Source organism: Brevibacillus sp. FW306-2-1A-C05A, assembly GCF_058781555.1.
The window spans coordinates 78,266-98,971 of the sequence record NZ_JBYSWV010000003.1; the positions used below are offsets into that span (position 1 = coordinate 78,266).

At 55.4% G+C, this 20,706-nt stretch carries 20 protein-coding genes; all 20 read left to right on the forward strand.

Features of this window, described 5'->3' with window-relative positions; all coding sequences use genetic code 11:
- Positions 1-8 precede the first annotated feature (8 nt).
- The gene (spoVAD, locus tag AC3WJN_RS04370; RefSeq protein ID WP_005836018.1) at positions 9-1,034 is read left to right on the forward strand and encodes a stage V sporulation protein AD; all 1,026 of its coding nucleotides are present in this window, start codon (positions 9-11) and stop codon (positions 1,032-1,034) included.
- Complete coding sequence (spoVAE, locus tag AC3WJN_RS04375) at positions 1,034-1,384, forward strand: stage V sporulation protein AE (protein WP_005836016.1); 351 nt, start codon at positions 1,034-1,036, stop codon at positions 1,382-1,384. Before spoVAD ends, spoVAE begins: the two co-directional genes overlap by 1 nt.
- A gap of 27 nt (positions 1,385-1,411) precedes the next feature.
- Positions 1,412-2,029 (forward strand): stage V sporulation protein SpoVABEA, encoded by a 618-nt coding sequence (gene spoVAEA, locus AC3WJN_RS04380; RefSeq protein ID WP_005836014.1) that lies wholly within the window; start codon positions 1,412-1,414, stop codon positions 2,027-2,029.
- Positions 1,983-3,452, forward strand: coding sequence for a spore germination protein (locus AC3WJN_RS04385; protein ID WP_005836013.1), 1,470 nt, complete (start codon positions 1,983-1,985; stop codon positions 3,450-3,452). Before spoVAEA ends, AC3WJN_RS04385 begins: the two co-directional genes overlap by 47 nt.
- Before the next feature lie 174 nt (positions 3,453-3,626).
- Complete coding sequence (gene lysA / locus AC3WJN_RS04390) at positions 3,627-4,949, forward strand: diaminopimelate decarboxylase (protein ID WP_221842149.1); 1,323 nt, start codon at positions 3,627-3,629, stop codon at positions 4,947-4,949.
- Between the two features lie 122 nt (positions 4,950-5,071).
- Complete coding sequence (locus AC3WJN_RS04395) at positions 5,072-7,339, forward strand: bifunctional diguanylate cyclase/phosphodiesterase (protein ID WP_492329226.1); 2,268 nt, start codon at positions 5,072-5,074, stop codon at positions 7,337-7,339.
- A gap of 67 nt (positions 7,340-7,406) precedes the next feature.
- Positions 7,407-7,841: a peptidylprolyl isomerase gene (locus tag AC3WJN_RS04400; protein ID WP_005836006.1), complete on the forward strand. Its 435-nt coding sequence runs from the start codon at positions 7,407-7,409 to the stop codon at positions 7,839-7,841.
- A 227-nt stretch (positions 7,842-8,068) separates the two neighbouring features.
- Positions 8,069-8,737, forward strand: coding sequence for a site-2 protease family protein (locus AC3WJN_RS04405; RefSeq protein WP_005836004.1), 669 nt, complete (start codon positions 8,069-8,071; stop codon positions 8,735-8,737).
- Between the two features lie 20 nt (positions 8,738-8,757).
- Positions 8,758-9,519 carry a segregation and condensation protein A gene (locus AC3WJN_RS04410; protein WP_005836001.1) on the forward strand — a complete coding sequence of 254 codons (762 nt, stop codon included), beginning with the start codon at positions 8,758-8,760 and terminating at the stop codon, positions 9,517-9,519.
- Positions 9,509-10,093 carry an SMC-Scp complex subunit ScpB gene (scpB, locus tag AC3WJN_RS04415; protein ID WP_005835999.1) on the forward strand — a complete coding sequence of 195 codons (585 nt, stop codon included), beginning with the start codon at positions 9,509-9,511 and terminating at the stop codon, positions 10,091-10,093. Before AC3WJN_RS04410 ends, scpB begins: the two co-directional genes overlap by 11 nt.
- Before the next feature lie 96 nt (positions 10,094-10,189).
- Positions 10,190-11,359 carry a D-alanyl-D-alanine carboxypeptidase family protein gene (locus tag AC3WJN_RS04420; RefSeq protein ID WP_007785513.1) on the forward strand — a complete coding sequence of 390 codons (1,170 nt, stop codon included), beginning with the start codon at positions 10,190-10,192 and terminating at the stop codon, positions 11,357-11,359.
- On the forward strand, positions 11,352-11,942 hold the full coding sequence (locus AC3WJN_RS04425; protein WP_005835995.1) for a nucleoside recognition domain-containing protein: 591 nt from the start codon (positions 11,352-11,354) through the stop codon (positions 11,940-11,942). Before AC3WJN_RS04420 ends, AC3WJN_RS04425 begins: the two co-directional genes overlap by 8 nt.
- Before the next feature lie 11 nt (positions 11,943-11,953).
- Complete coding sequence (locus tag AC3WJN_RS04430) at positions 11,954-12,487, forward strand: spore maturation protein (RefSeq protein ID WP_005835993.1); 534 nt, start codon at positions 11,954-11,956, stop codon at positions 12,485-12,487.
- Between the two features lie 113 nt (positions 12,488-12,600).
- Positions 12,601-13,350: a pseudouridine synthase gene (locus tag AC3WJN_RS04435; RefSeq protein ID WP_005835992.1), complete on the forward strand. Its 750-nt coding sequence runs from the start codon at positions 12,601-12,603 to the stop codon at positions 13,348-13,350.
- A gap of 109 nt (positions 13,351-13,459) precedes the next feature.
- Positions 13,460-13,984: a thiol-disulfide oxidoreductase ResA gene (gene resA / locus AC3WJN_RS04440; RefSeq protein WP_005835990.1), complete on the forward strand. Its 525-nt coding sequence runs from the start codon at positions 13,460-13,462 to the stop codon at positions 13,982-13,984.
- A 12-nt stretch (positions 13,985-13,996) separates the two neighbouring features.
- Positions 13,997-15,625 carry a cytochrome c biogenesis protein ResB gene (resB, locus tag AC3WJN_RS04445; protein WP_007785508.1) on the forward strand — a complete coding sequence of 543 codons (1,629 nt, stop codon included), beginning with the start codon at positions 13,997-13,999 and terminating at the stop codon, positions 15,623-15,625.
- Between the two features lie 24 nt (positions 15,626-15,649).
- Positions 15,650-16,879 (forward strand): cytochrome c biogenesis protein CcsA, encoded by a 1,230-nt coding sequence (ccsA, locus tag AC3WJN_RS04450; RefSeq protein ID WP_005835985.1) that lies wholly within the window; start codon positions 15,650-15,652, stop codon positions 16,877-16,879.
- Between the two features lie 90 nt (positions 16,880-16,969).
- A complete protein-coding gene (locus AC3WJN_RS04455) occupies positions 16,970-17,686 on the forward strand; it encodes a response regulator transcription factor (protein WP_005835983.1) in 717 nt (238 codons plus the stop codon).
- Complete coding sequence (locus tag AC3WJN_RS04460; RefSeq protein WP_005835982.1) at positions 17,687-19,477, forward strand: ATP-binding protein; 1,791 nt, start codon at positions 17,687-17,689, stop codon at positions 19,475-19,477.
- A 14-nt stretch (positions 19,478-19,491) separates the two neighbouring features.
- Complete coding sequence (locus AC3WJN_RS04465; protein ID WP_007785502.1) at positions 19,492-20,625, forward strand: HAD family hydrolase; 1,134 nt, start codon at positions 19,492-19,494, stop codon at positions 20,623-20,625.
- Positions 20,626-20,706 lie beyond the last annotated feature (81 nt).

A 20,706-nucleotide genomic window follows, 5' to 3' on the forward strand; every position in this document is an offset into this window, starting at 1 on the left:
GGCTGTCTGTGTCAAGCAATCCACAACAGAAACGCGTGAGCCGCCAGACCTGGCGCTTCGACCAGAACGTCCGCCTGCAAAGCTCGGCGGTCGCAGTAGGGCCGAAGGAAGGCGAAGGGCCACTGGCCTCCTTGTTTGACGTGATTCACGACGACATGTACGCAAGCCAGGATACGTGGGAGAATGCGGAGCGGAAGCTGATGGAGGACGCCGTCTCCACCGCGCTGAAAAAAGCGGGCGTGACGGGCCAGGACGTCGATGTCATTTTGGCAGGCGATCTGCTGAATCAGAACATCACGACCAACTTCACGGCCGAAAAGCTGGAGATTCCGCTGTTGGGGATGTACGGGGCGTGCTCGACCTCGATGCTGACACTGGCTACGGCGACGGCTCTGGTAAACGCAGGCTACGCAGACAGGGCAGTAGCTGCCTGCAGCAGCCATAACGCCACGGCAGAGCGACAGTATCGCTATCCGACCGAATACGGCGGGCAAAAGCCGCCGAGCGCGCAATGGACCGTGACGGGAGCGGGAGCCGGGCTGATTGGAATTGGGGGGACGGGGCCGCGGATTACGTATGCGACGCTGGGAAAAGTGGTGGACATGGGCATTAAAGACCCGTTTGACATGGGCTCAGCCATGGCACCTGCGGCGGTATCGACCTTTTTGACCCATTTTCAGGATACGGGACGAGAGCCGAAAGACTACGATCTGATCGTGACAGGCGATTTGGCGTCTGTCGGCTATCCGATCGTCAAAGAGCTGATGCTCGCAGAAGGCTACGATATGGACGGGGTGTACAACGACTGCGGCCTGATGATCTACACGCCGGATCAGGACGTATTCGCAGGCGGCAGCGGCTGCGCCAGCAGCGCCGTTGTGACCTACAGCTACATTATGGACCAGTTGAACCGCGGCTTGCTGAAAAAAGTGCTGGTATGCGCGACGGGGGCTCTGCTCAGTCCGGTCAGCACGCAGCAAGGCAATTCGATTCCGTGCATCGCCCATGCGGTTGCGCTCGAAGGAGGACAATGATGGAATATGTAATTGCATTTGTCGTCGGAGGGCTTGTCTGCGTCATCGGGCAACTGCTTCTCGATGTCGGCAAGCTCACCCCGGCTCACGTGATGAGTACGTTGGTAGTGTCAGGGGTTGTGCTCGATTTTATCGGCGTGTACGACAAGTTCATTGATTTTGCCGGAGCAGGTGCCACGGTGCCGATTACGAGCTTCGGACATGCGCTGTATCACGGAGCGATCAGCGAAGCGGAGCAAAACGGCCTGATCGGGGTCGCTACCGGCATTTTTGAAGTCACCAGTGCAGGGATATCGGCTGCGATTGCGTTCGGCTTTTTGGCTTCGCTCGTCTTCAAACCGAAAGGCTGACGCAGCAGGGGCAGGGACGGTGAGCAAATGAGGGAGGATCAGCGGCGCAAGGTCATCCTGGTGACAGACGGCGACCATATCGCGCAAAAAGCAGTGGAGAGCGTCGCGAAAGAGCTGGGAGGCAGGTGCATTTCGCTGTCTGCGGGAAATCCGACTCCTGTTTCCGGCAAGCAGGTGGTGGAGCTCATCAAGATGGCGCCCCACGATCCGGTCATCGTCATGTTCGATGACAACGGCGATTTTGGCAAAGGGCGCGGGGAGCGGGCGATTGAATACGTCGCCAGCCACCCGGACATCGAAGTGATTGGCGCGCTCGCAGTCGCCTCTCATACGAACTGGGTACACGGTGTGACGGTTGCCTATTCCGTCGACAACCAGGGGCAGATCGTAGAGGGGGCGGTCGACAAGGACGGATATGCGGATCAAGAGCTGCAGCATCATATTTACGGCGACACCGTCGATATTTTGAACACCTTGAAGCTGCCCAATGTCATCGGCATCGGAGACATCGGGAAAATGGACGGGCGCGACAGCTTGCAAAACGGCTGCCCGATCACCAAAAGGGCGGTGCAATGGATCATGGAAAGGAGCGGTGCCTATGGCGACAGTGACGGAGAAAAGACGCCCCATCTCGGACCGAATTGAGGAAAACAAGGAGTATCTAAACGACAGGCTCGGGGTAGGAAAAAGCTTTGACATCGGCGTCCACGAGTTTTTTGTGGGCAACACGAAGCTGCTTATGTACTACATAAACGGGTTTGTGGAGAGTCAGCTCGTCACGCAAATCATGCGGGAGATCAACGACTTGCGCGGCAGGGACGTCGCGGACAATTTGTTTGATACGCTGTTTTACAAGTTCATTCCGTTTTTTCAGCTCGTCAAAGTCGATACAACAGACGAGTTTATGGACAAGCTGCTGGTCGGGCAGGTCGGGCTGATTATCGACCACTCTCCCCATGCGATCATTATGGATGCGAAAGTGTTGCCCACGCGTACGCCGCAGGAGCCGGACACGGAGCGGATTGTTCGCGGGGCGCACGATGGCTTCACCGAGGCGATCGTGACGAATACGGTGCTGACGCGCAGGCGGATACGCGACGAGCGGTTGCGATTCGAGATCATGCAGATTGGCGAGCGCACCAAAACGGATGTCGCCGTCGCGTACCTGCAAGATGTAGCGAACCCGGATCTGGTGGACGAATTGAAAGAACGGCTGCAAAATATCCAGATCGACGGGATTCCGATGGCGGAGAAGACGATTGAGGAGTTCATCATCGGGAAGACGCTGAATCCGTTTCCGCTGGTCCGCTATACCGAGCGACCCGACGTGGCGGCGGTACACCTTTTGGAAGGACATGTGCTGATTTACGTAGACACATCGCCGAGCGTCATGATTACTCCTGCGACTTATTTTCATCACGTCCAGCACGCAGAGGAATACCGCCAGACTCCTGTCGTGGGAGCGTACTTGCGCTGGGTGCGTTTCTTCGGAATTTTGGTTTCGGTGTTCGTTTTGCCGATCTGGCTGCTTCTGGTAATGCATCCGTCGATGATTCCGGAGCCGCTTCATTTCATCGGCATTAAGGATAAAGGCAACATTCCACTGCTGGCGCAATTTATTATGGCGGAGCTGGGGCTAGATTTGATGAGAATGGCCGCGATTCATACCCCCACACCGCTTTCGGTCGCGATGGGGCTTTTGGCGGCGATTCTCGTGGGGGATGTCGCGATCAAAGTCGGGCTGTTTGCGCCGGAGGTCATTTTGTACCTCGCCGTGGCGGCAATCGGCATGTTTGCGACGCCAAGCTACGAGCTGAGCCTAGCGAATCGGCTGGTGCGCATTTTCCTGATCTTGATGGTCGGCTTCTTCTCGACGCCGGGCCTGATGATCGGCTTCCTCGCTGTCCTGGTCGGCCTGGCTGCGACGCGATCGCTCAACACGCCTTATTTGTGGCCGCTCATTCCTTTTAACTACAAGGCGATGAAGGATGTCGTCGTCCGCCTGGCGGTTCCAAGCAAAAACCGGCGTCCGAGTATCGTTCGCTCCCAAAATTCCTCTCGTCAATAATATTCAGAAAACGGATGTCATCACCCATTGTCAAAAGCACAGGCTTGTAGTAAATTGATGGGGAAGCCTTACGATGCTTGTTATGTATGGCAACTGACGCATTGGGGTCGGTTGCCTTTCTCTATAGGATCTGGGCTGTTAGAATCGGCGGGTTTAGACTGGGAGGAGCCAATTATGTTTTTACACGGGACAAGTCGAGTGAACGAGCAGGGACATCTGGAAATCGGGGGCTGTGATACGACCAGCCTGGCAGCTACGTACGGCACGCCGCTGTACGTATATGACGAGGCACACATTCGCGCAAAGTGCCGCAGCTTTGTAGAGGCGTTCAGGCAAACGGGCTTCTCGTTTCAGGTCGCGTACGCCAGCAAAGCGTTTTGCACGATGGCGATGTGCAAACTGGTAGAGGAAGAAGGGCTTTCTCTCGATGTCGTATCGGGGGGTGAGCTGTACACAGCGCTGCAGGCAGGTTTTCCGGCAGAGCGCATTCACTTCCACGGCAACAACAAGTCGATAGACGAAATCAAGATGGCGCTGGATGCGAAAATCGGCTGTTTTGTGGTAGACAATTTTTATGAGCTTCACGTGCTTGCCGATCTGGCCGAGGAGCGCGGCGAAAAGATTGCGGTTCTCCTGCGCGTGACGCCAGGTGTGGAAGCTCATACGCACGAATACATTTCCACGGGGCAAATCGACTCCAAGTTTGGCTTTGACGTGCAAAACGGTCAGGCGCTGGAAGCGATCCGCTATGCACAGGAGAGCAATCATCTGCACTTATTGGGCGTTCATAGCCATATCGGCTCGCAAATTTTTGAAACAGACGGCTTCCTCGTCGCGGTAAGGCGGTTGACAGAGCTTTTGGGCGAAGCAAAAGAACAGTACGGCTTCCTGCCAGAAGTATTGAACGTGGGCGGAGGCTTCGGAATCCGCTATGTGGAGGGCGACACGCCGCAGCCAGCCGAAACGTACATCAAGGCGATTACCGATGTCGTTCGCGAAGAGCTAACTGCGCGTGCAATTCCGCTCCCTGAGCTGTGGATCGAGCCAGGCCGCAGCATCGTGGGCGACGCGGGCACTACTTTGTACCGAATCGGCTCCCAAAAAGAAATTCCGAACGTCCGCAAATACGTCGCGGTGGACGGAGGCATGACGGACAACTTGCGTCCTGCCCTGTACAATGCGCAGTATGAAGCGGCGATTGCCAACAAGATGAACCAGCCTGCCAGCGAAGTCGTTTCGATTGCAGGCAAATGCTGCGAGTCTGGCGACATGCTGATTTGGGACGTGAAGCTGCCGCCAGCGGTTGCGGGCGATATTTTGGCTGTGACCAGCACAGGGGCTTACGGCTATTCCATGTCCAACAACTACAACCGCATCGCTCGTCCGGCTGTTGTGTTCGTGAAGGACGGAGAGGCCGAGCTGGTCGTCAAACGCGAGACGTACGCGGATGTAGTCGGCCACGACCTTTTGCCAAAACGGGCGCAGTTGCAACGCTAAGCGAATCAATAGACCAAACCCTTCCGACCATGCTGCGGAAGGGTTTTTATATTACCTTCACTCCGCATTCACGAAAAATTAAACCTTCCCTGCCATAATGGAGGTGGCGAGGAGGATCCAGCATGCTGTCGACTCTCATCAGACGATTTTGGCGCTTTCCTTATTTTTCCTTAGATAAGCGTCAATGGATGAAGACCGTCATTCGGCAGGAAATTAACAAAGGCCGCAATGTCGTCTTGTTTTACGTAGACATCGTAAAAATGACCGAAGTGGAGCAGCGCTATGGCGATACGAGCGCCAAGCGGGTGCTGCACATTTTTGAAGGCATACTGCCGGCGGTGGCCCGCCAGGCGTTTGAAATCAAGGGGAGGATTTTGGCGATTCAAAAGCTGTGGGGCGACGATTTCGCCATTTACGTTTCGTTTGGCGGGCAAGTGAGCGACGAAGATTGCCGCATGCTCTCCATTCATTTTCAGGAAGTGGCGGAGCGGCAGCTCAATCGCCAGGTCAGCTTCGTCAATCGGGAGGACTTGCGCGTCCATATCGGGTACGCCCCGATTGCAGGTCACGATATCGTGCGCGAGATGTACACCTCTGTCAAACACGCCGTCCACATGGCGAAGTACGGGATCACCTCGGAAAAATATACGCACATGACGCAGTTTCACAAGCTGCTTGCCGAAGAAAATGTACACATGCATTTCATGCCGATCGTTCATCTGCCCGACGGTCACGCCCTGGGCTGGGAGGCGCTGGCTCGCGGCCCGCAAAACAGCCCGTTTGCCACGCCTGCGACGTTGTTCAGCTATGCGGAAGAGACGGATACGGTTTTTCGCCTGGAGCACATTTGCCGCAAACGGGCGCTGGAGCAACTGCGCTACCTGAATCCGAACGAAAAGCTGTTTATCAACCTGGACCCGCGGGCGATTGACGATCCGTTTTTGCTGCGCGGCAAAGTCCAGAGCCTGCTTGCCAACTACGGACTCAACCCGCACAACATCGTCTTCGAAATTACCGAGCGCCACGCGATCACCAACTATGCCGTTTTTCGCAAAATTATCGAGGAATATCGCAAAAAAGGCTATTTGATCGCGGTAGACGACGCCGGAGCGGGGTATTCCAGCCTGGAATCCATTACGGAGATTTACCCCGACTTCATCAAGCTGGACATGTCGCTCATCCGCAACATTGATGTCGATTCGATCAAGCAGGCGCTTCTGGAGACGTTCGTGTCGTTTGCCGAGAAGGTCAACTGCAAAATTATTGCGGAAGGCATCGAAACAGAGCGCGAGCTGGAAACGCTGATGGACGTAGGCGTCGTCTACGGCCAAGGCTATTACTTGGGCAAGCCGGACAAGGGGATGGCGCAAGTGTCTGGCCAGGCGATGAACTTTTTGCGCTACATGCAGGAAAAACGAAGGAACGGCGAGCGCGAGGCGCTGATTGTAACGCCGGACATGACGGAGATTTTGGCGAAGACGATCTGTGTGGAAAAGCACGTCCGCGTCCGCCGGGTGCACGAAATTTTCGAGCAAAACCAGCGAATCGAAAGCGTCGTCGTGCTGGAGGAGGGGCGGCCGATCGGGCTGGTCATGCGCTTTTCCCTCTATCAAATTCTCGGCGGCCAGTACGGGATTGCGCTCTACTACGAGCGGCCTGTTTCCCACATCATGAACACGAATCCGCTCAAAGCCGGCAAAACCGACAGGCTGGACGAGGTAGCCAAGCGGGCCATGGCGCGGGACGCCTACCATCTGTACGACGTCGTCATCATCGTCGGCGAGCAAAATGAATACCTCGGCATTGTGACCGTGCAAAACCTGCTCGACAAGATGGCGTCGATCAAGCTGGAAATGGCCAGCTCCGCCAATCCGCTGACGGGACTTCCCGGAAATGTGCAGATTGAGCGCGAGCTGAACTTGCGAATCAAGCAGCGCGAGGCGCAGATGGTCATTTATTGCGACCTCGACCGGTTCAAATGGTTCAATGACCGCTACGGCTTTGAGGTTGGGGACCAAATTATCGTCCGGACGGCGAATTTGCTGCGTGAAGCGTCCCGGCGGTTCGGGAGCGGAAACGATTTTATCGGCCATATCGGCGGCGACGATTTTATTCTCATCACGTCGGCGCACGGGGTGGATGCGCTCATTGCTTTTCTGATTGATTCGTTTTCGTCGTACTTCGCGGACATTTATGAAAAGTGCCGGATGGGCGATGAGGTGCAACTGTCCATGTCGATGGCCGGAGTGGATCTCGGCCCTGACCTGTACGCGAGCGCGGAAGCAGTGGCGCGGCGGGCGGCAGATGTGAAAAAAACGGCCAAGTCGCATCCCGGCACGGTGTTTGTCCACGACCGCGAATGCGAGGAGCAGACGGGTGTGGAGGTATAAATTGGACGGGGACCTTTGCGCGTGGTAAAATAGGAACGTTAACTTTACAAGGTCTGGAGGCTCATCCATGAAAAAAGCGCACATCACCATGGAAAATGGTAGTCAAATCGAGCTGGAGCTGTTCGATCAGGAAGCTCCGGGAACCGTTGCGAACTTTGAAAAACTGGCAAACGAAGGCTTCTACAACGGTCTTTCGTTCCACCGTGTCATTCCTGGCTTCGTAGCTCAAGGCGGGTGCCCGTATGGAACAGGAACAGGCGGGCCAGGCTACACCATCAAATGTGAAACAAAAGGAAACCCGCACAAGCATCTGCGCGGTGCGCTCTCCATGGCGCATGCAGGCAAAGACACAGGCGGCAGCCAGTTCTTCATCTGCTACGATTCCTTCCCGCACCTCGATGGCGTACATACTGTGTTTGGCCGCGTGACTTCCGGCATGGAGCATGTCGACGCGATCAAGCAAGGCGACAAAATGGCAACCGTAAAAGTCGGAGCCGAATAATCAGCGTTTTGCAGCACCGGCGGGCACAGGCTTGCCGGTGCTTTTTATTGCGCCGCGAATACACTTGTAAGCCTATCCATCTGCTGGTATCCTATAGGGTAGACGATTTTTTGCCGAGCAAAGCCGATGGACTTTTCACAAGCTGCGTAAACAAGCTGCCTCGACATAGCATGATATGCTGGCTTGGGGGGAGCGGCTTTGCCTAAGAGGCTGTTAAGGGGGAACCAATGGATCTTTTTCACTTTGATTGGAAAACGGTACCGTTTCGCATGATTGCATTCGTTATCGCTTTCAGTTTGCACGAATGGGCGCACGCCTTTGTCGCCTGGAAGTTGGGCGACGATACCGCCAAAAATGAGGGCCGTTTAACGATAAATCCAATCCCGCATATCGATCCGTTCGGTTTGATCCTCATTCTGTTTGGACCGTTCGGCTGGGCCAAGCCTGTGCCGATCAACCCGCTGCATTTTCGCGGGAACAAGCGGTTGGGCATTGTGTACGTGTCAGCGGCGGGGCCACTGATTAACCTGGTGCTGGCGATTCTTTTCTGCGTCATTTACATACTCGTAAGCCTTTTCGGCGTGATGGACGGCATGAGCGACAAAGCGGCGTTTGCGCTGGAGACGACGCTCCGATTCTGTATCATCATCAATATCGGTCTGTTTGTGTTCAACCTGCTGCCGGTTCCACCGCTCGACGGGTACAAGATCGTGCGTTTCCTGTCGCCGAGACGCTGGGATGGCGCTTTTTACAACTTTGAAATTTACGGCCCGTGGCTTTTGCTGCTCTTGATCTTTATCCCGGGGGTTAGCTCCATGATCTTCGGAGTTCCTATGGGCATGATGCTGAACTTTGTGCAACAGATTGCAGCGGGCATCGTGAGCGTGTTCATTTAAAGGAAACGAGGGGACGTCTTTTGGCATACAGCATCAAACTTGATTCCTTTGAAGGGCCCCTTGACCTTTTGCTGCACCTGATCGACAAGGCGGAAGTGGACATCTACGACATCCCGATAGCGGAAATTACCGAGCAATACCTTGCGACGATCGATCAAATGCAAGAGCTGCAATTGGACGTCGCCAGCGAGTTTGTCGTCATGGCGGCGACGCTTCTCTCGATCAAGAGCAAGATGCTGTTGCCAAGAAAAGAGGAGCACGTGTTTCAGCCGTTTCTCGATATGGATGTCGAGGAAGTGGACCCGCGCGAGGAACTGGTGGCGCGGCTGTTGGAGTACAAGCGCTACAAGCTATTGGCCGAGCAGTTGCGCGAGATGGAAATCGGCCGCAACCAGGTGTTTACCCGGCCTGCGGAAAGTCTGGCGCCGTACGTGCGCGAGGAAGATCACACGGTCAAAAACGTGACCTTGTACGATCTGATTAACGCTCTGGAAAAGCTGGTGCAAAAAGCAAAAGACAAGGAGCCGATGACAAAGGTTTCCCGTGACGAAATCTCGATCAAGGACAGGATGACGCAAATTCGCCAGCTAGTGCGTGTCGGCGGCGGAATGGTGCGCTTTTCCCAGCTTTTTTCCAAAGGGGCGACCCGTTCGGAAATCGTGACGACATTTCTCGCTTTGCTGGAGTTGATGAAGGCAAAGCACATTACATGTATTCAAAATCAACTGTTTCAGGACATCATGATATGTGATGCGGAAGGAGCCCAAAACGATGGACTATGACAAGCTGAAAGGCGTGATCGAAGGCTTGCTGTTCATCTCGGGGGATGAAGGCATTGATGCCAAGGAGATCAGTGAAATCGTCGAGGTGTCGGAAGAAGAGGTCGTTGATTTGATCGAGGACATGAAAGCGGACTTTCGCCGGGCAGGGCGCGGCGTGCAAATCGTGGAAGTGGCCAAGGCGTATCAATTGACCACCTTGCCCGAGCATGTTCCGTATTTCGAACGACTGGCAACCTCGCCGGGACAGTCGACGCTGTCCCAGGCCGCATTGGAGACGCTCGCCATCATTGCCTACAAGCAGCCTTTGACGCGCTCGGAAATCGAAGAAATCCGCGGCGTGAAGTGCGAAAAGGCACTTAATACGCTTTTGTCGAAACAGCTCATTCGCGAAGCGGGCAGAGCCGAGGGGATCGGACGCCCGATTTTGTACGCCACGACCAAAGAGTTTCTCGAGCATTTTGGCCTGCGCGAAATTTCCGATCTGCCGGAGCCGCCCGTCAATCTGGATATCGAGGAAATCCGCATGGAAGCATCCGCGCTATTTGGCAAGCAGGAAGAAAAGACAAACGATTAGTCAGTTCGGACAGTTTTTCGTACTACCTCCCGACTCGTCCCCATATATATGTACAAACCTGTGTATCGTTGTACTTTTGGGATGGGGAGGACGTTTATGAACGCGCGAAAACTTCTGTCCGGCGGACTCGTCGTTTTTCTTTTTATACAGCTCCTGTTGGCTCCGGTATCAATCGCAGAAGCCCAAGCGCCGCCGAGCCTGTCTGCCGAGGGGGCGGCCCTGATTGACGTTGCCAGCGGGCGGATTCTCTACTCGAAAAACGGCACGAAAAAAATGCGGATCGCCAGCCTGACGAAGACGATGACGGCGATTGTCGCGATTGAGACCGGGAAGCTGGACGATGTGGTGACCGTACCACCGGAAGCGGTAGGCGTAGAAGGCTCGTCCATCTACCTGAAGCGCTCCGAGAAGCTGACGCTGGAAGAGCTGCTCTACGGTCTGATGCTGCGCTCCGGAAACGACGCTGCCGTCACGATTGCCACCCATATCGGCGGCTCTGTCCCCGGCTTTACGTATTTGATGAATGAAAAAGCCGCCTTGATCGGGATGGAGCATACGAATTTTACCAATCCGCACGGGCTCGATGACAGCAACCAGCATTACTCCACGCCGGAAGATATGGCGAAGCTGTCCGCCTATGCGTTGCGCAATCCTGTCTTTCGCCAGATCGTGTCCACCAAAGTCAAGGATATCTCCTGGGAAGGGGAAGAGTGGGACAGACGGCTTTTGAACAAAAACAAGATGCTGCACCTGTACAACGGAGCGGACGGCGTCAAAACAGGCTATACGAAGCTGGCGAAGCGTTGCCTCGCAGCATCGGCCACGCGCGACGGGCGACAGTTGGCGACGATTACGTTGAACGCTTCGGATGACTGGAACGATTCGGCGAAGCTGTTGGACTACGGATTTGCCCAGTTCCCGCTGAAGCAACTGGTCGGGGAAGGGCAGGACGTCCAGCCGGAGATGCCGCTCACGATGGAAGCAGGGACCCATCTGGTGACACAAAACGCGTTTCGCTATCCGCTCCAGACTGCGGAGGAGGCGGGGATTAAGCAGCGCGTGGTAGTGGGCCAATCGACGATTACCCCGAAGATGGATGGGCAGCTTGTCGGCTTTTTGCAGCTTTATTTGAAGGAACAGATGATCGGGCAGGTTCCGCTGCTCGTTCGCGCGGACGCCCCGACGAGCAGCCAGCCGCTGACGGGCGCGCATGCGTTTTGGAAGCAACTCTGGGACATCGTGGCAGGGGGGCTGTGGAGTGCTTAATGTCATATGGCTCGGACTGATTGTCATTAGCATCGTGGTGGCAGCCGTCACCGGGCGGATGGAAGCGGTCAACGCCGCTGCCTTTGAAGGAGCAAAAACGGGCGTCACGGTATGCTTTGGCCTGCTGAGCGTGCTTGCCTTCTGGATGGGCATCATGAAAGTCGCAGAAAAATCAGGGCTGCTCGCGCTGTTGTCCAAAGTCTTGGCGCCGATCATCCAACTGCTGTTTCCCGACGTGCCAAAAGGGCACCCTGCCATGGGCTATATTTTGTCGAACATGAGCGCCAACCTGCTCGGACTTGGCAACGCGGCGACGCCGATGGGACTGAAAGCCATGGAAGAGCTGCAAAAGCTCAACCCGGATAAGCAGCACGCCTCCCCGGCGATGTGCACGCTACTTGCGATCAACACCGCGAGCATCACGATCATCCCTACCACGATGATTGCCATCCGGATGCAGTACGGCTCGGTCAATCCGGTGGAGATTGTCGGTACGACGCTTGTCTCTTCCTTTGCCGCAACGATCGTGGCGCTTTTCATCGACCGCTGGTATCGCTATCGTCACTTACGACGTCACAGTTAGGGGGAAACCGTATGTACCAATGGGTGTCCCTGCTCTCGCTATGGGCGATTCCCGTTACGATCGCGTTTGTCCTTTTATACGGGTGGAAGAGAGAGGTCCCGGTTTACGAAACATTCGTCGAAGGGGCAAAAGGGGGGCTGACCACGACCATTCGCATCTTGCCCCATTTGATCGCGATGATGGTCGCAGTCAGCATGTTCCGCGAGTCGGGTGCGCTGGACTTGCTCTTGCGGGGAATCAAGCCTGTGCTCGACATGCTGCATTTTCCCGAGGAACTCGTGCCGCTCGCCCTGCTGCGTCCGCTGACCGGGACGGGCTCGCTTGCGATTGCGACCGATCTGATCGCCCAGTACGGGCCGGATTCGTTTTTCGGCCGGTTGGCTGCCACGATGCAAGGCAGCACGGACACGACGCTGTATGTCTTGACCGTCTACTTCGGCGCTGTCGGGATTCGCAATTCGAGCTACGCGCTGAAAGTAGGTTTGTGGTCTGACCTGGCAGGGGTCATTTTTTCCTTGCTGATCGTCTCGTATGTGTTCTCCTGAATCGAAAACAGACATGTCGGATGAGAAAACTTCCTCGAACGCCGGGGAAGTTTTTCCCTTTTTCTTGTCCACACTGGTAAGAATGGGTATGATGTTGTAGAGGTGATCCAACAATGGAACGTTTGCAAAAGGTATTGGCGCATGCTGGAGTCGCCTCTCGCCGGCATTGTGAGGAACTGATCGCACAAGGACACGTGCAGGTGAATGGACAGGTCGTTCGCGAGCAAGGGATGAAGGTCGATCCAGCGACTGACCGGATTACGGTAAAAGGCCGGGAAATCGCGCTGGAAGAGCACGTCTACTATTTGCTGTACAAGCCGACAGGCGTCATCACGAGCGTCACCGACCCCCGCGGACGGCGGGTAGTGACCGACTTGCTGACAGGAGTAAAAGAGCGCGTCTATCCGGTAGGACGTCTCGACTATGATACGTCAGGCTTGCTGCTCCTGACGAACGACGGCGATCTCGCCAACAAGCTTGCCCATCCGAGCTATGAAATCGACAAGGTGTACCGCGCCTGGGTAAAAGGCGTGCCAAGCCAGGAAAAGCTGAAAAAGCTCGCGACCGGGATTCGCCTGGAGGACGGTATGACTTCGCCGGGGGCATCCAGACTGGTGAAGGCAGAGCCAGGCAATGCGAAGGCGCTTATCGAGCTGACCATCCACGAAGGACGGAATCGGCAAGTCCGGCGGATGTGCGACGCGATTGGCCATCCCGTTTTGACGCTGGAGCGCATTCGCCTCGGCTTTTTGACGCTGGAAGGCTTGCGGCCAGGCCAGTATCGTCCGCTGTCGCGGCAGGAAGTAGACAAGCTCAGGCAGGGACTGATTCAAAACAGGCGGGGCCGAGGGGCAAAACTGTGATTCGTTCAAAATCTGTTCATAAGTTATGCGCTGGCGGAAAATCTAGGAACGCTATAATAGAATGGATAATGCCTGCAATTTATTTGTAGTAGATGGGAGTATGGGCAACATGAACAAAAGCAATCGTACATATGTCAGGATCGCGGTATTGGGTCTGCTGCTTGTCGCCCTGGTTTTTGCACTCTACTCCAGCTTCGTGAAGGACCCGAATGCGGTAAAAGTAGGGAGAGACGCTCCGAATTTCAGCCTGGAGCAGCTCAATGGACCAGAATTGGCCCTTGACGATTTGAAAGGGAAGGGCGTCGTGCTCAACTTTTGGGGGACGTGGTGTGAGCCCTGTAAAAAGGAAATGCCCGCCTTGCAGGAACAATACAGCAAGTTCAAGGACAAAGGACTGGTTGTACTCGGCGTGAACATCGGCGAGTCGCCGGTTGCCGTAGAGCCATTTGTGAAGCAGTTCGGCGTCGAGTTTCCGATTTTGCTGGACCGCCAGTCGCAAATTACGAAGCTGTACCGGATCGGTCCGATTCCGACGACCTTTTTCATCGCGCCTGATGGAGAAGTGAAGGAAATTTTTATCGGACAACTAAATGAAGCGATGATTGCGGACAAACTGTCCAAAATCTTGCCGTAAGCGAGGAGCAATATGGATCAGCGAAAATGTGAATGTGGACATACGAATCCCGTCGGAACGCTGCTCTGTGAATCGTGCGGGAAGCCGTTGAATGTGGAAGTGTTCGAGCAGATACAGTTTCCCGACATGCGCTACGAAGGGATGGCACGGCGTTCCCAGACGTACACGAAAAAGTGGATCGACCGAATCTGGAATACTTTTTCCTCGGTCAAAATTGCAATCGGTATCATTATCGTTATTCTGGTTGCCTCTGCCGTCGGAACGGTGTTTCCGCAGCAGCAATACATACCTGTTCCGGTGCCGACAGAAGCCGATGTGGCGCGCTTCTATACCGATACGTACGGGACGCTCGGAACCGTTTACTACGGGCTGGGCTTTCACAATCTGTACTCCTCCTGGTGGTTCGTGACGCTGCTCGTGCTTTTGGGAACTTCGCTGGTCATCTGTAGTCTCGACCGGGTCGTTCCGCTCTACAAGGCGCTCAGCAAGCCGCGGCTCAATCAGCACAAGTCGTTTTTGAAGGGGCAGAAGCTGTTTGGCGAAGGAGAGCTTGCGCCGGACGCAGATCAGGCGGAGCTTCTGGAGCGCTCGGCCGCCGTCCTGAAGAAAAAAGGCTACCGGATTTTCCGGGCAGAGCGGGCGATCATGGCCGAAAAAGGCCGCTTCAGCCGCTGGGGCCCATACATCAACCACATCGGTTTGATCCTGTTTCTGATCGGTGTGCTCATGCGCAATATCCCTGGCTTCTACTTGGACGAGTTCGTCTGGGTGCGCGAGGGACAAACCGTTGCGATCCCGGAGACGCCCTACTACATAAAAAGCGAGAACTACCAGACGACGTACTGGTCGGAGGAAGAAATGCCGGAGAAGCTGGAGTTGAACGGGGGCGTAATCCCGAAAAGCTTCCAGACCGATGCCGTCCTGTACTTGAACAAAAACGCGGACGTACCGGGCAAGAAACCCGATCTGGTCGAAGTGCAAAAAGGCCCGATTATCGTCAACCACCCGATGATCGAAGGAGATATTGCGATTTATCAGTCAGGGGTACAGGAGATGCAGCTCGGCGCTCTCAACTTTGTGCTGGTCGACGTGAAAAACGGAGACAAGGAGCTGGGGGCGTTCAAGGTCGATCTGTACAATCCGGCAGTAGAGCAAGAAGTCGCCGCCGGAATCAAGGTGCGAGTCCTGGATTACTTCCCGGATTTCATCATGGGCAATGACGGCAAGCCTGCTACGAAAACGAACCTGCCGAAAAATCCGATGGTCGCGCTGGAGATTGTGGATGAAGCTACACAGCAAAGCGAGAAGCTGGTCTATTTGCAAGGCTCGGTTTTGACGCAAAAATCGGATGCCCGCTTCGGCCTGACCTTCCACAAGCCTGATCTGATCGACATCTCCGGCTTGAACGTGCGGATCGACAAGGCCGTGCCGCTCATTTACTTCGGGGCGTTTATCTTTATGATCGGTGTCGCGATGGGCTTCTTCTGGCAGCATCGCCGCATCTGGGTGCAGACACAGGATGGAACGATTTTGCTGGCAGCGCATACGAACAAAAACTGGTTCGGGCTTCGCAGGGAAGTGGACGGTTTGGTTGAGCAGTTGCAGCTCCCTGTAACCATCGAAGAAAAAACGAAGGCGTAAAAGCTCCAAGGGGGTACTCTCGACGTGCAGCTCATACAATTGAGTGACTGGTTACTGGATATCGCGTTTTTGCTGTACGTGATCTCGTCGGTTGTGTTTGTGGTGGCGATGACGGGGAAAAACTGGGCGGGACGCGATCCGAAGCAACATGAGGAACGCTATGGACGGATTGCCTATTGGCTTGCGGTCATTGGCTTTCTGGCGCAGACAGGGTATGTGATTGCCCGCTGGATTGGCGGAGGGCACAGCCCGACGAGCAACATGTTTGAGTTTATGGCCTTTTTGGATTACTGTATTATCCTGGCCTATCTGATTATTTACCGCATCTACAAGCTGACGGTAATCGGGGCGTTTGTGCTTCCGCTCGGGGTCATCATGCTGGCGTATTCGTACGTGTTCCCCAAAGAAGTGACGCCGCTGATTCCATCGCTGCAAAGCTACTGGCTGCACATTCACGTGACGACAGCGGCGCTCGGGGAAGGGATTCTCGCAGTCGGTTTCGCAGCAGGGCTGATGTATTTGATTCGTACGGTGCCGCAACATATTTCTACGCGCAGCACCAAGTGGCTGGAGTTCGTGCTTGCTGTCGTTCTCATGCTCGTCGGGTTCATTTTGATGGAATCCACATTTGCCAGAATGGAACAAAAGACCGTTTTTGAAATGAACATGGAGCAGATGAACGCGGCCGGGCAGATGGAAAAAGTACAGGTGGAGTACACGATGCCCGCGATCGTCGCCCCAGCCGATTCGAAAATCGTTCAGGCCGGGCCGATGAACCCGTGGTTCGAAGCGCCGACCTGGATGGAAGGGAAGGACGCCGCGCGCAAACTGAACACGATGCTCTGGTCGATCATCACCGGGACCGTTTTGTACGGCGGGCTGCGCCTGATTTTCCGCAAGCGTCTCGGCGCTGTGATCCAGCCTTCGCTGGAAGGCATCGAGCCTGACCTGCTGGATGAAATCAGCTACCGGGCCATCAGTATCGGCTATCCTGTGTTCACCCTGGGCGCCTTGATTTTTGCGATGATTTGGGCGCAGGAAGCTTGGGGACGATTCTGGGGCTGGGACCCGAAAGAAGTATGGGCGCTCATCGTCTGGCTGTTTTACAGTGCGTATTTGCACCTGCGCCTATCGCGCGGCTGGATCGGTGCGAAATCAGCCTGGATGTCCGTCATCGGATTCGTTATCATTTTAATTACACTGGTCGTGGTCAATCTGGTCATTGCCGGTCTGCACTCCTACGCAGGCGTGTAGCATACCCCTTCAAAAAGCTGGTGATTTTGCCAGCTTTTTGGACTATCTTCAAACCGTTGTACGATATCATGAGGCCAAGAGGTGTTAAACATGGAAAAAATGGCACGTATTCTCGTAGTAGACGATGAGGAGCGCATTCGCCGCCTGCTGAAAATGTACCTGGAAAGGGAAAACTTCCTCATCGACGAGGCTGACAATGGCGAACAGGCTGTCGAGATGGCTGTCGGCAGCGATTACGATATTATTTTGCTCGACCTGATGCTTCCCGGGATGGACGGGATCGAAGTATGCCAGCGCATTCGCGAGTTCAAGGCAACCCCGATCATCATGCTCACGGCAAAAGGCGAAGAAACAAACCGTGTGCATGGCTTTGAGGCGGGAGTCGATGATTACGTTGTCAAGCCGTTCAGCCCGCGCGAGGTCATGTACCGGGTCAAAGCGATTCTGCGCCGTTCCTCCGCTACCGCTTACTTGAAGACGGAGACGTTCAACAGCCACTCCGTGCTTGTTTTCCCCGAGCTGACGATCGACCACGACGCGCACAAAGTCATCGCGAGCGGCCAGGAAGTGAGCCTCACGCCGAAAGAGTACGAGCTGCTGCACTACCTCGCCCTGTCGCCGGACAAAGTGTTTACGCGCGAGGAGCTGCTCAAAGACGTTTGGCATTACGAGTTTTTCGGAGATTTGCGCACGGTAGATACGCACATCAAGCGGCTGCGCGAAAAACTGAACCGGGTTTCTCCGCAGGCGGCCAACATGATTGCGACCGTCTGGGGAGTCGGCTACAAGCTTGAGGTGCCGAAATAAGTGGACGTTATTTTTCGCAGCGTTGTTGGAAAGCTATGGATGACGATTATTGCGCTGTTTGCGCTCGTTTTGACGATCTTCAGCCTGCTGCTCGTGCAGTCGTTTGACAGCTTTTACAGCAATCGGCAGACGAAAAATTTGCAGGAGCTGGCAGAGGGATTGTCCAAGGGGCTGGCAGCGAGCGCGGACAAGCGGGAAGCATTGGAGATGGCTTCGACCTTTGGCCTTGTCCACCACACCGGGATGGTGGTGCTGGATGAGAACAGCCAGGTCATCGGAAAAAGCGAAGGCAACGGCTTGCCAGACATTCCCGTCGAGCAGTTGCTGAAAGACCAGGCGTTGCATCTGTCCGAGGCACTGGCCGGAAAGCATCCCGCCCCGCAGCGAATATACTTGCAGGTGGCCTCGAACAATCCGAACGACCATATGAGCAGCGTGCAAATGCTCGCGGTGGCGGTGCCGTTGGAGGTCGCGCCGGGCAAGCAGGGCGCTGTGGTGATGTACCAGGCGATTGAGGATTTTGACGATACCGTAAACGAAGTGCGGTTTTTAATTTTTGTCGTCGGCGTGATTGCATTCGTTTCTACCACGGTGTTTGCCTTTTTCCTGTCGTCGCGGATCACGATTCCGCTCAGGCAAATGAAGGAGACGGCGCACCGGATCGCGGAAGGCGATTTTCACGCGGAAGTTCCGATCAAAACAACGGACGAAACCGGCGAGCTGGCGGCCTCGTTCAACACGATGGCGAGCAAGCTGAATCAGCTTGTCGACGCCTTGTCCAAAGAAAAGGAGCAGCTCGCAAGCGTCTTGCGCTCGATGGTGGACGGGGTGGTCATGATCGACGTCAACGGGAAAATTGCCGTCACGAATCCGCCCGCAGAGCGCTTTTTGCGCGATTGGGAGTTCGAGCACAAGGACGAGCAGGTTCCGCTGTTCGCCTTTTACCAGCAGGTCGTGCAAACCGGGCAGGAGGTCACGGAGGACATTCCGGTACAGGGCCGCATCTGGGCGCTTGTCATGGTGCCGCTCAATGACCGCGAGCAAATTCGCGGGGCTGTAGCCGTCCTGCGCGACATCACCCAGGAGCGAAAGCTGGACAAAATGCGCAACGATTTCGTGGCGAATGTGTCGCACGAGCTGCGCACACCGTTGTCCATGTTGCAAGGCTACAGCGAGGCGATAGTCGACGATATCGCGACGACGCCGGAAGAGCACAAAGAACTTGCGCAAATCATTTACGACGAGTCGGTGCGCATGACCAAGCTGGTCAACGAGCTGCTCAGCCTGGCGCGGATGGAAGCCGGGCATGTGGAGCTGTTTCAGGAGATTGTGGAGCTGCGTCCGTACCTGGAGCGAATCCAGCGCAAGTTCACGAACCTGGCCCGGGAGCGCGGGATTACACTGCTTTTGGATGTGACGACGTCGCACAGCGAGGTCTACATCGACCCGGACCGGATGGAGCAGGTGTTGACCAACCTGATCGACAACGCGCTCAGGCACACGCCGAGCGGGGGCAGCGTCACCATCCGCGCGCGCGGCGACAAGACTTTGCTGATCGAGATCAGCGATACAGGCAGCGGGATTCCGCAGGAGGATTTGCCGTTTGTGTTCGAGCGCTTCTACAAGGCCGACAAGGCCCGGACACGCGGGCGCGTAGGCGGGACCGGACTGGGTCTTGCCATCGCGCGCAACATCGTCGAAGCGCACGGCGGGACAATCGGCGTGCAAAGCAAGCTGGGAGAGGGTACGACCTTTACGATCGCGATGACCGTACAGGCGAAAAACAAATAGGAGTGTAGAGAGAGATGATAAAAACGATCTTGTTTGATGTGGATGGGGTTATGCTCAGCGAAGAACGCTACTTCGATGCTTCCGCGCTGACAGTCTGGGAGCTTTTGTTCAGTCCGGGGTACGTCGGTTTGCAAGGGGATACGTTTACTCCGGCTCCCGAGGAAGCGCTGATTCGGCGCGTCCGTGAGCAAGTGTTCGCGCATGATGAAGTGCTGGATTTCATCAAATCCCGCGGCATCAATTCCAACTGGGATATGGTTTTCCTCGCGTTTTCCTACCAGTTGATTCGTTTGATCGAAGCCCTCAAGCCGCACGTGCCGGAAGCGGCAAGCCTGCTCACCGCTCCGCTTGAGCGGCAAGAGCTCGCCCGGCTGCGCGACTGGGCAACCGTCTACGCTCCTGATTTTCAGGTCGACTACGCTGCTTTTCTCCCTGACTTTGCGCGAAGCTCGGCGCAAAAGGCCGACCTGCTGTTGTATTTGAACGAGCTGGCCCGCGAACGTTGCGGAGTGGAAACCGACATGTTTTCGCCGAACTGCGCCCTGTGGCAGTTGGTGCAGGAGACGTTTCAGGAATGGTACTTGGGCGATGAGCGAGTGGCTGCCTCTATCGGACGGGAAACGATGCAGCCAGGCAAAAAAGGCTTCCTGACTGACGAAATCCCGATTGTGCCGACGAAAGACATGGTCGAGCTGTTCCGCACGTTAACAGAACGCGGGTACACATTGGGCATTGGAACAGGCCGTCCGAGCATCGAGACACACGTTCCTTTGCGCGAGATGGGCCTGTTGGATTGGTTTGACCCTGAGCGTGTAGTGACCGCCACTCATGTGCTCGAAGCAGAAGCGAACTGCCCGAACTACGTGCCCTTGTCCAAGCCGCATCCTTTTTCGTATGTAAAAGGTTTGCTCGGCTTGTCCACACCGGACCGTGACGTGCTGCAATACCCGCTGCCGATCGCGAACGGCGCCGAAGTGCTGGTCGTGGGAGATTCCTTGGCCGATTTCCTCGCGGCTCGCTCCATCGGCTGCCGGTTTGCGGCGACACTGACCGGATTGTCAGGCCAGGAGGCCCGCAGCAAATTTGAAGAAGTGCAAGCCGACTACATTTTGGATGATGTTCGCGGCCTTTTGGACATCTTGAAGTGAAGCCAAGCGCACGGCGTACGAAAAAGACTCCATCGCAATGAAAAGCGGCGGAGTCTTTGTGATTTTGTTCAAACGTGTGTG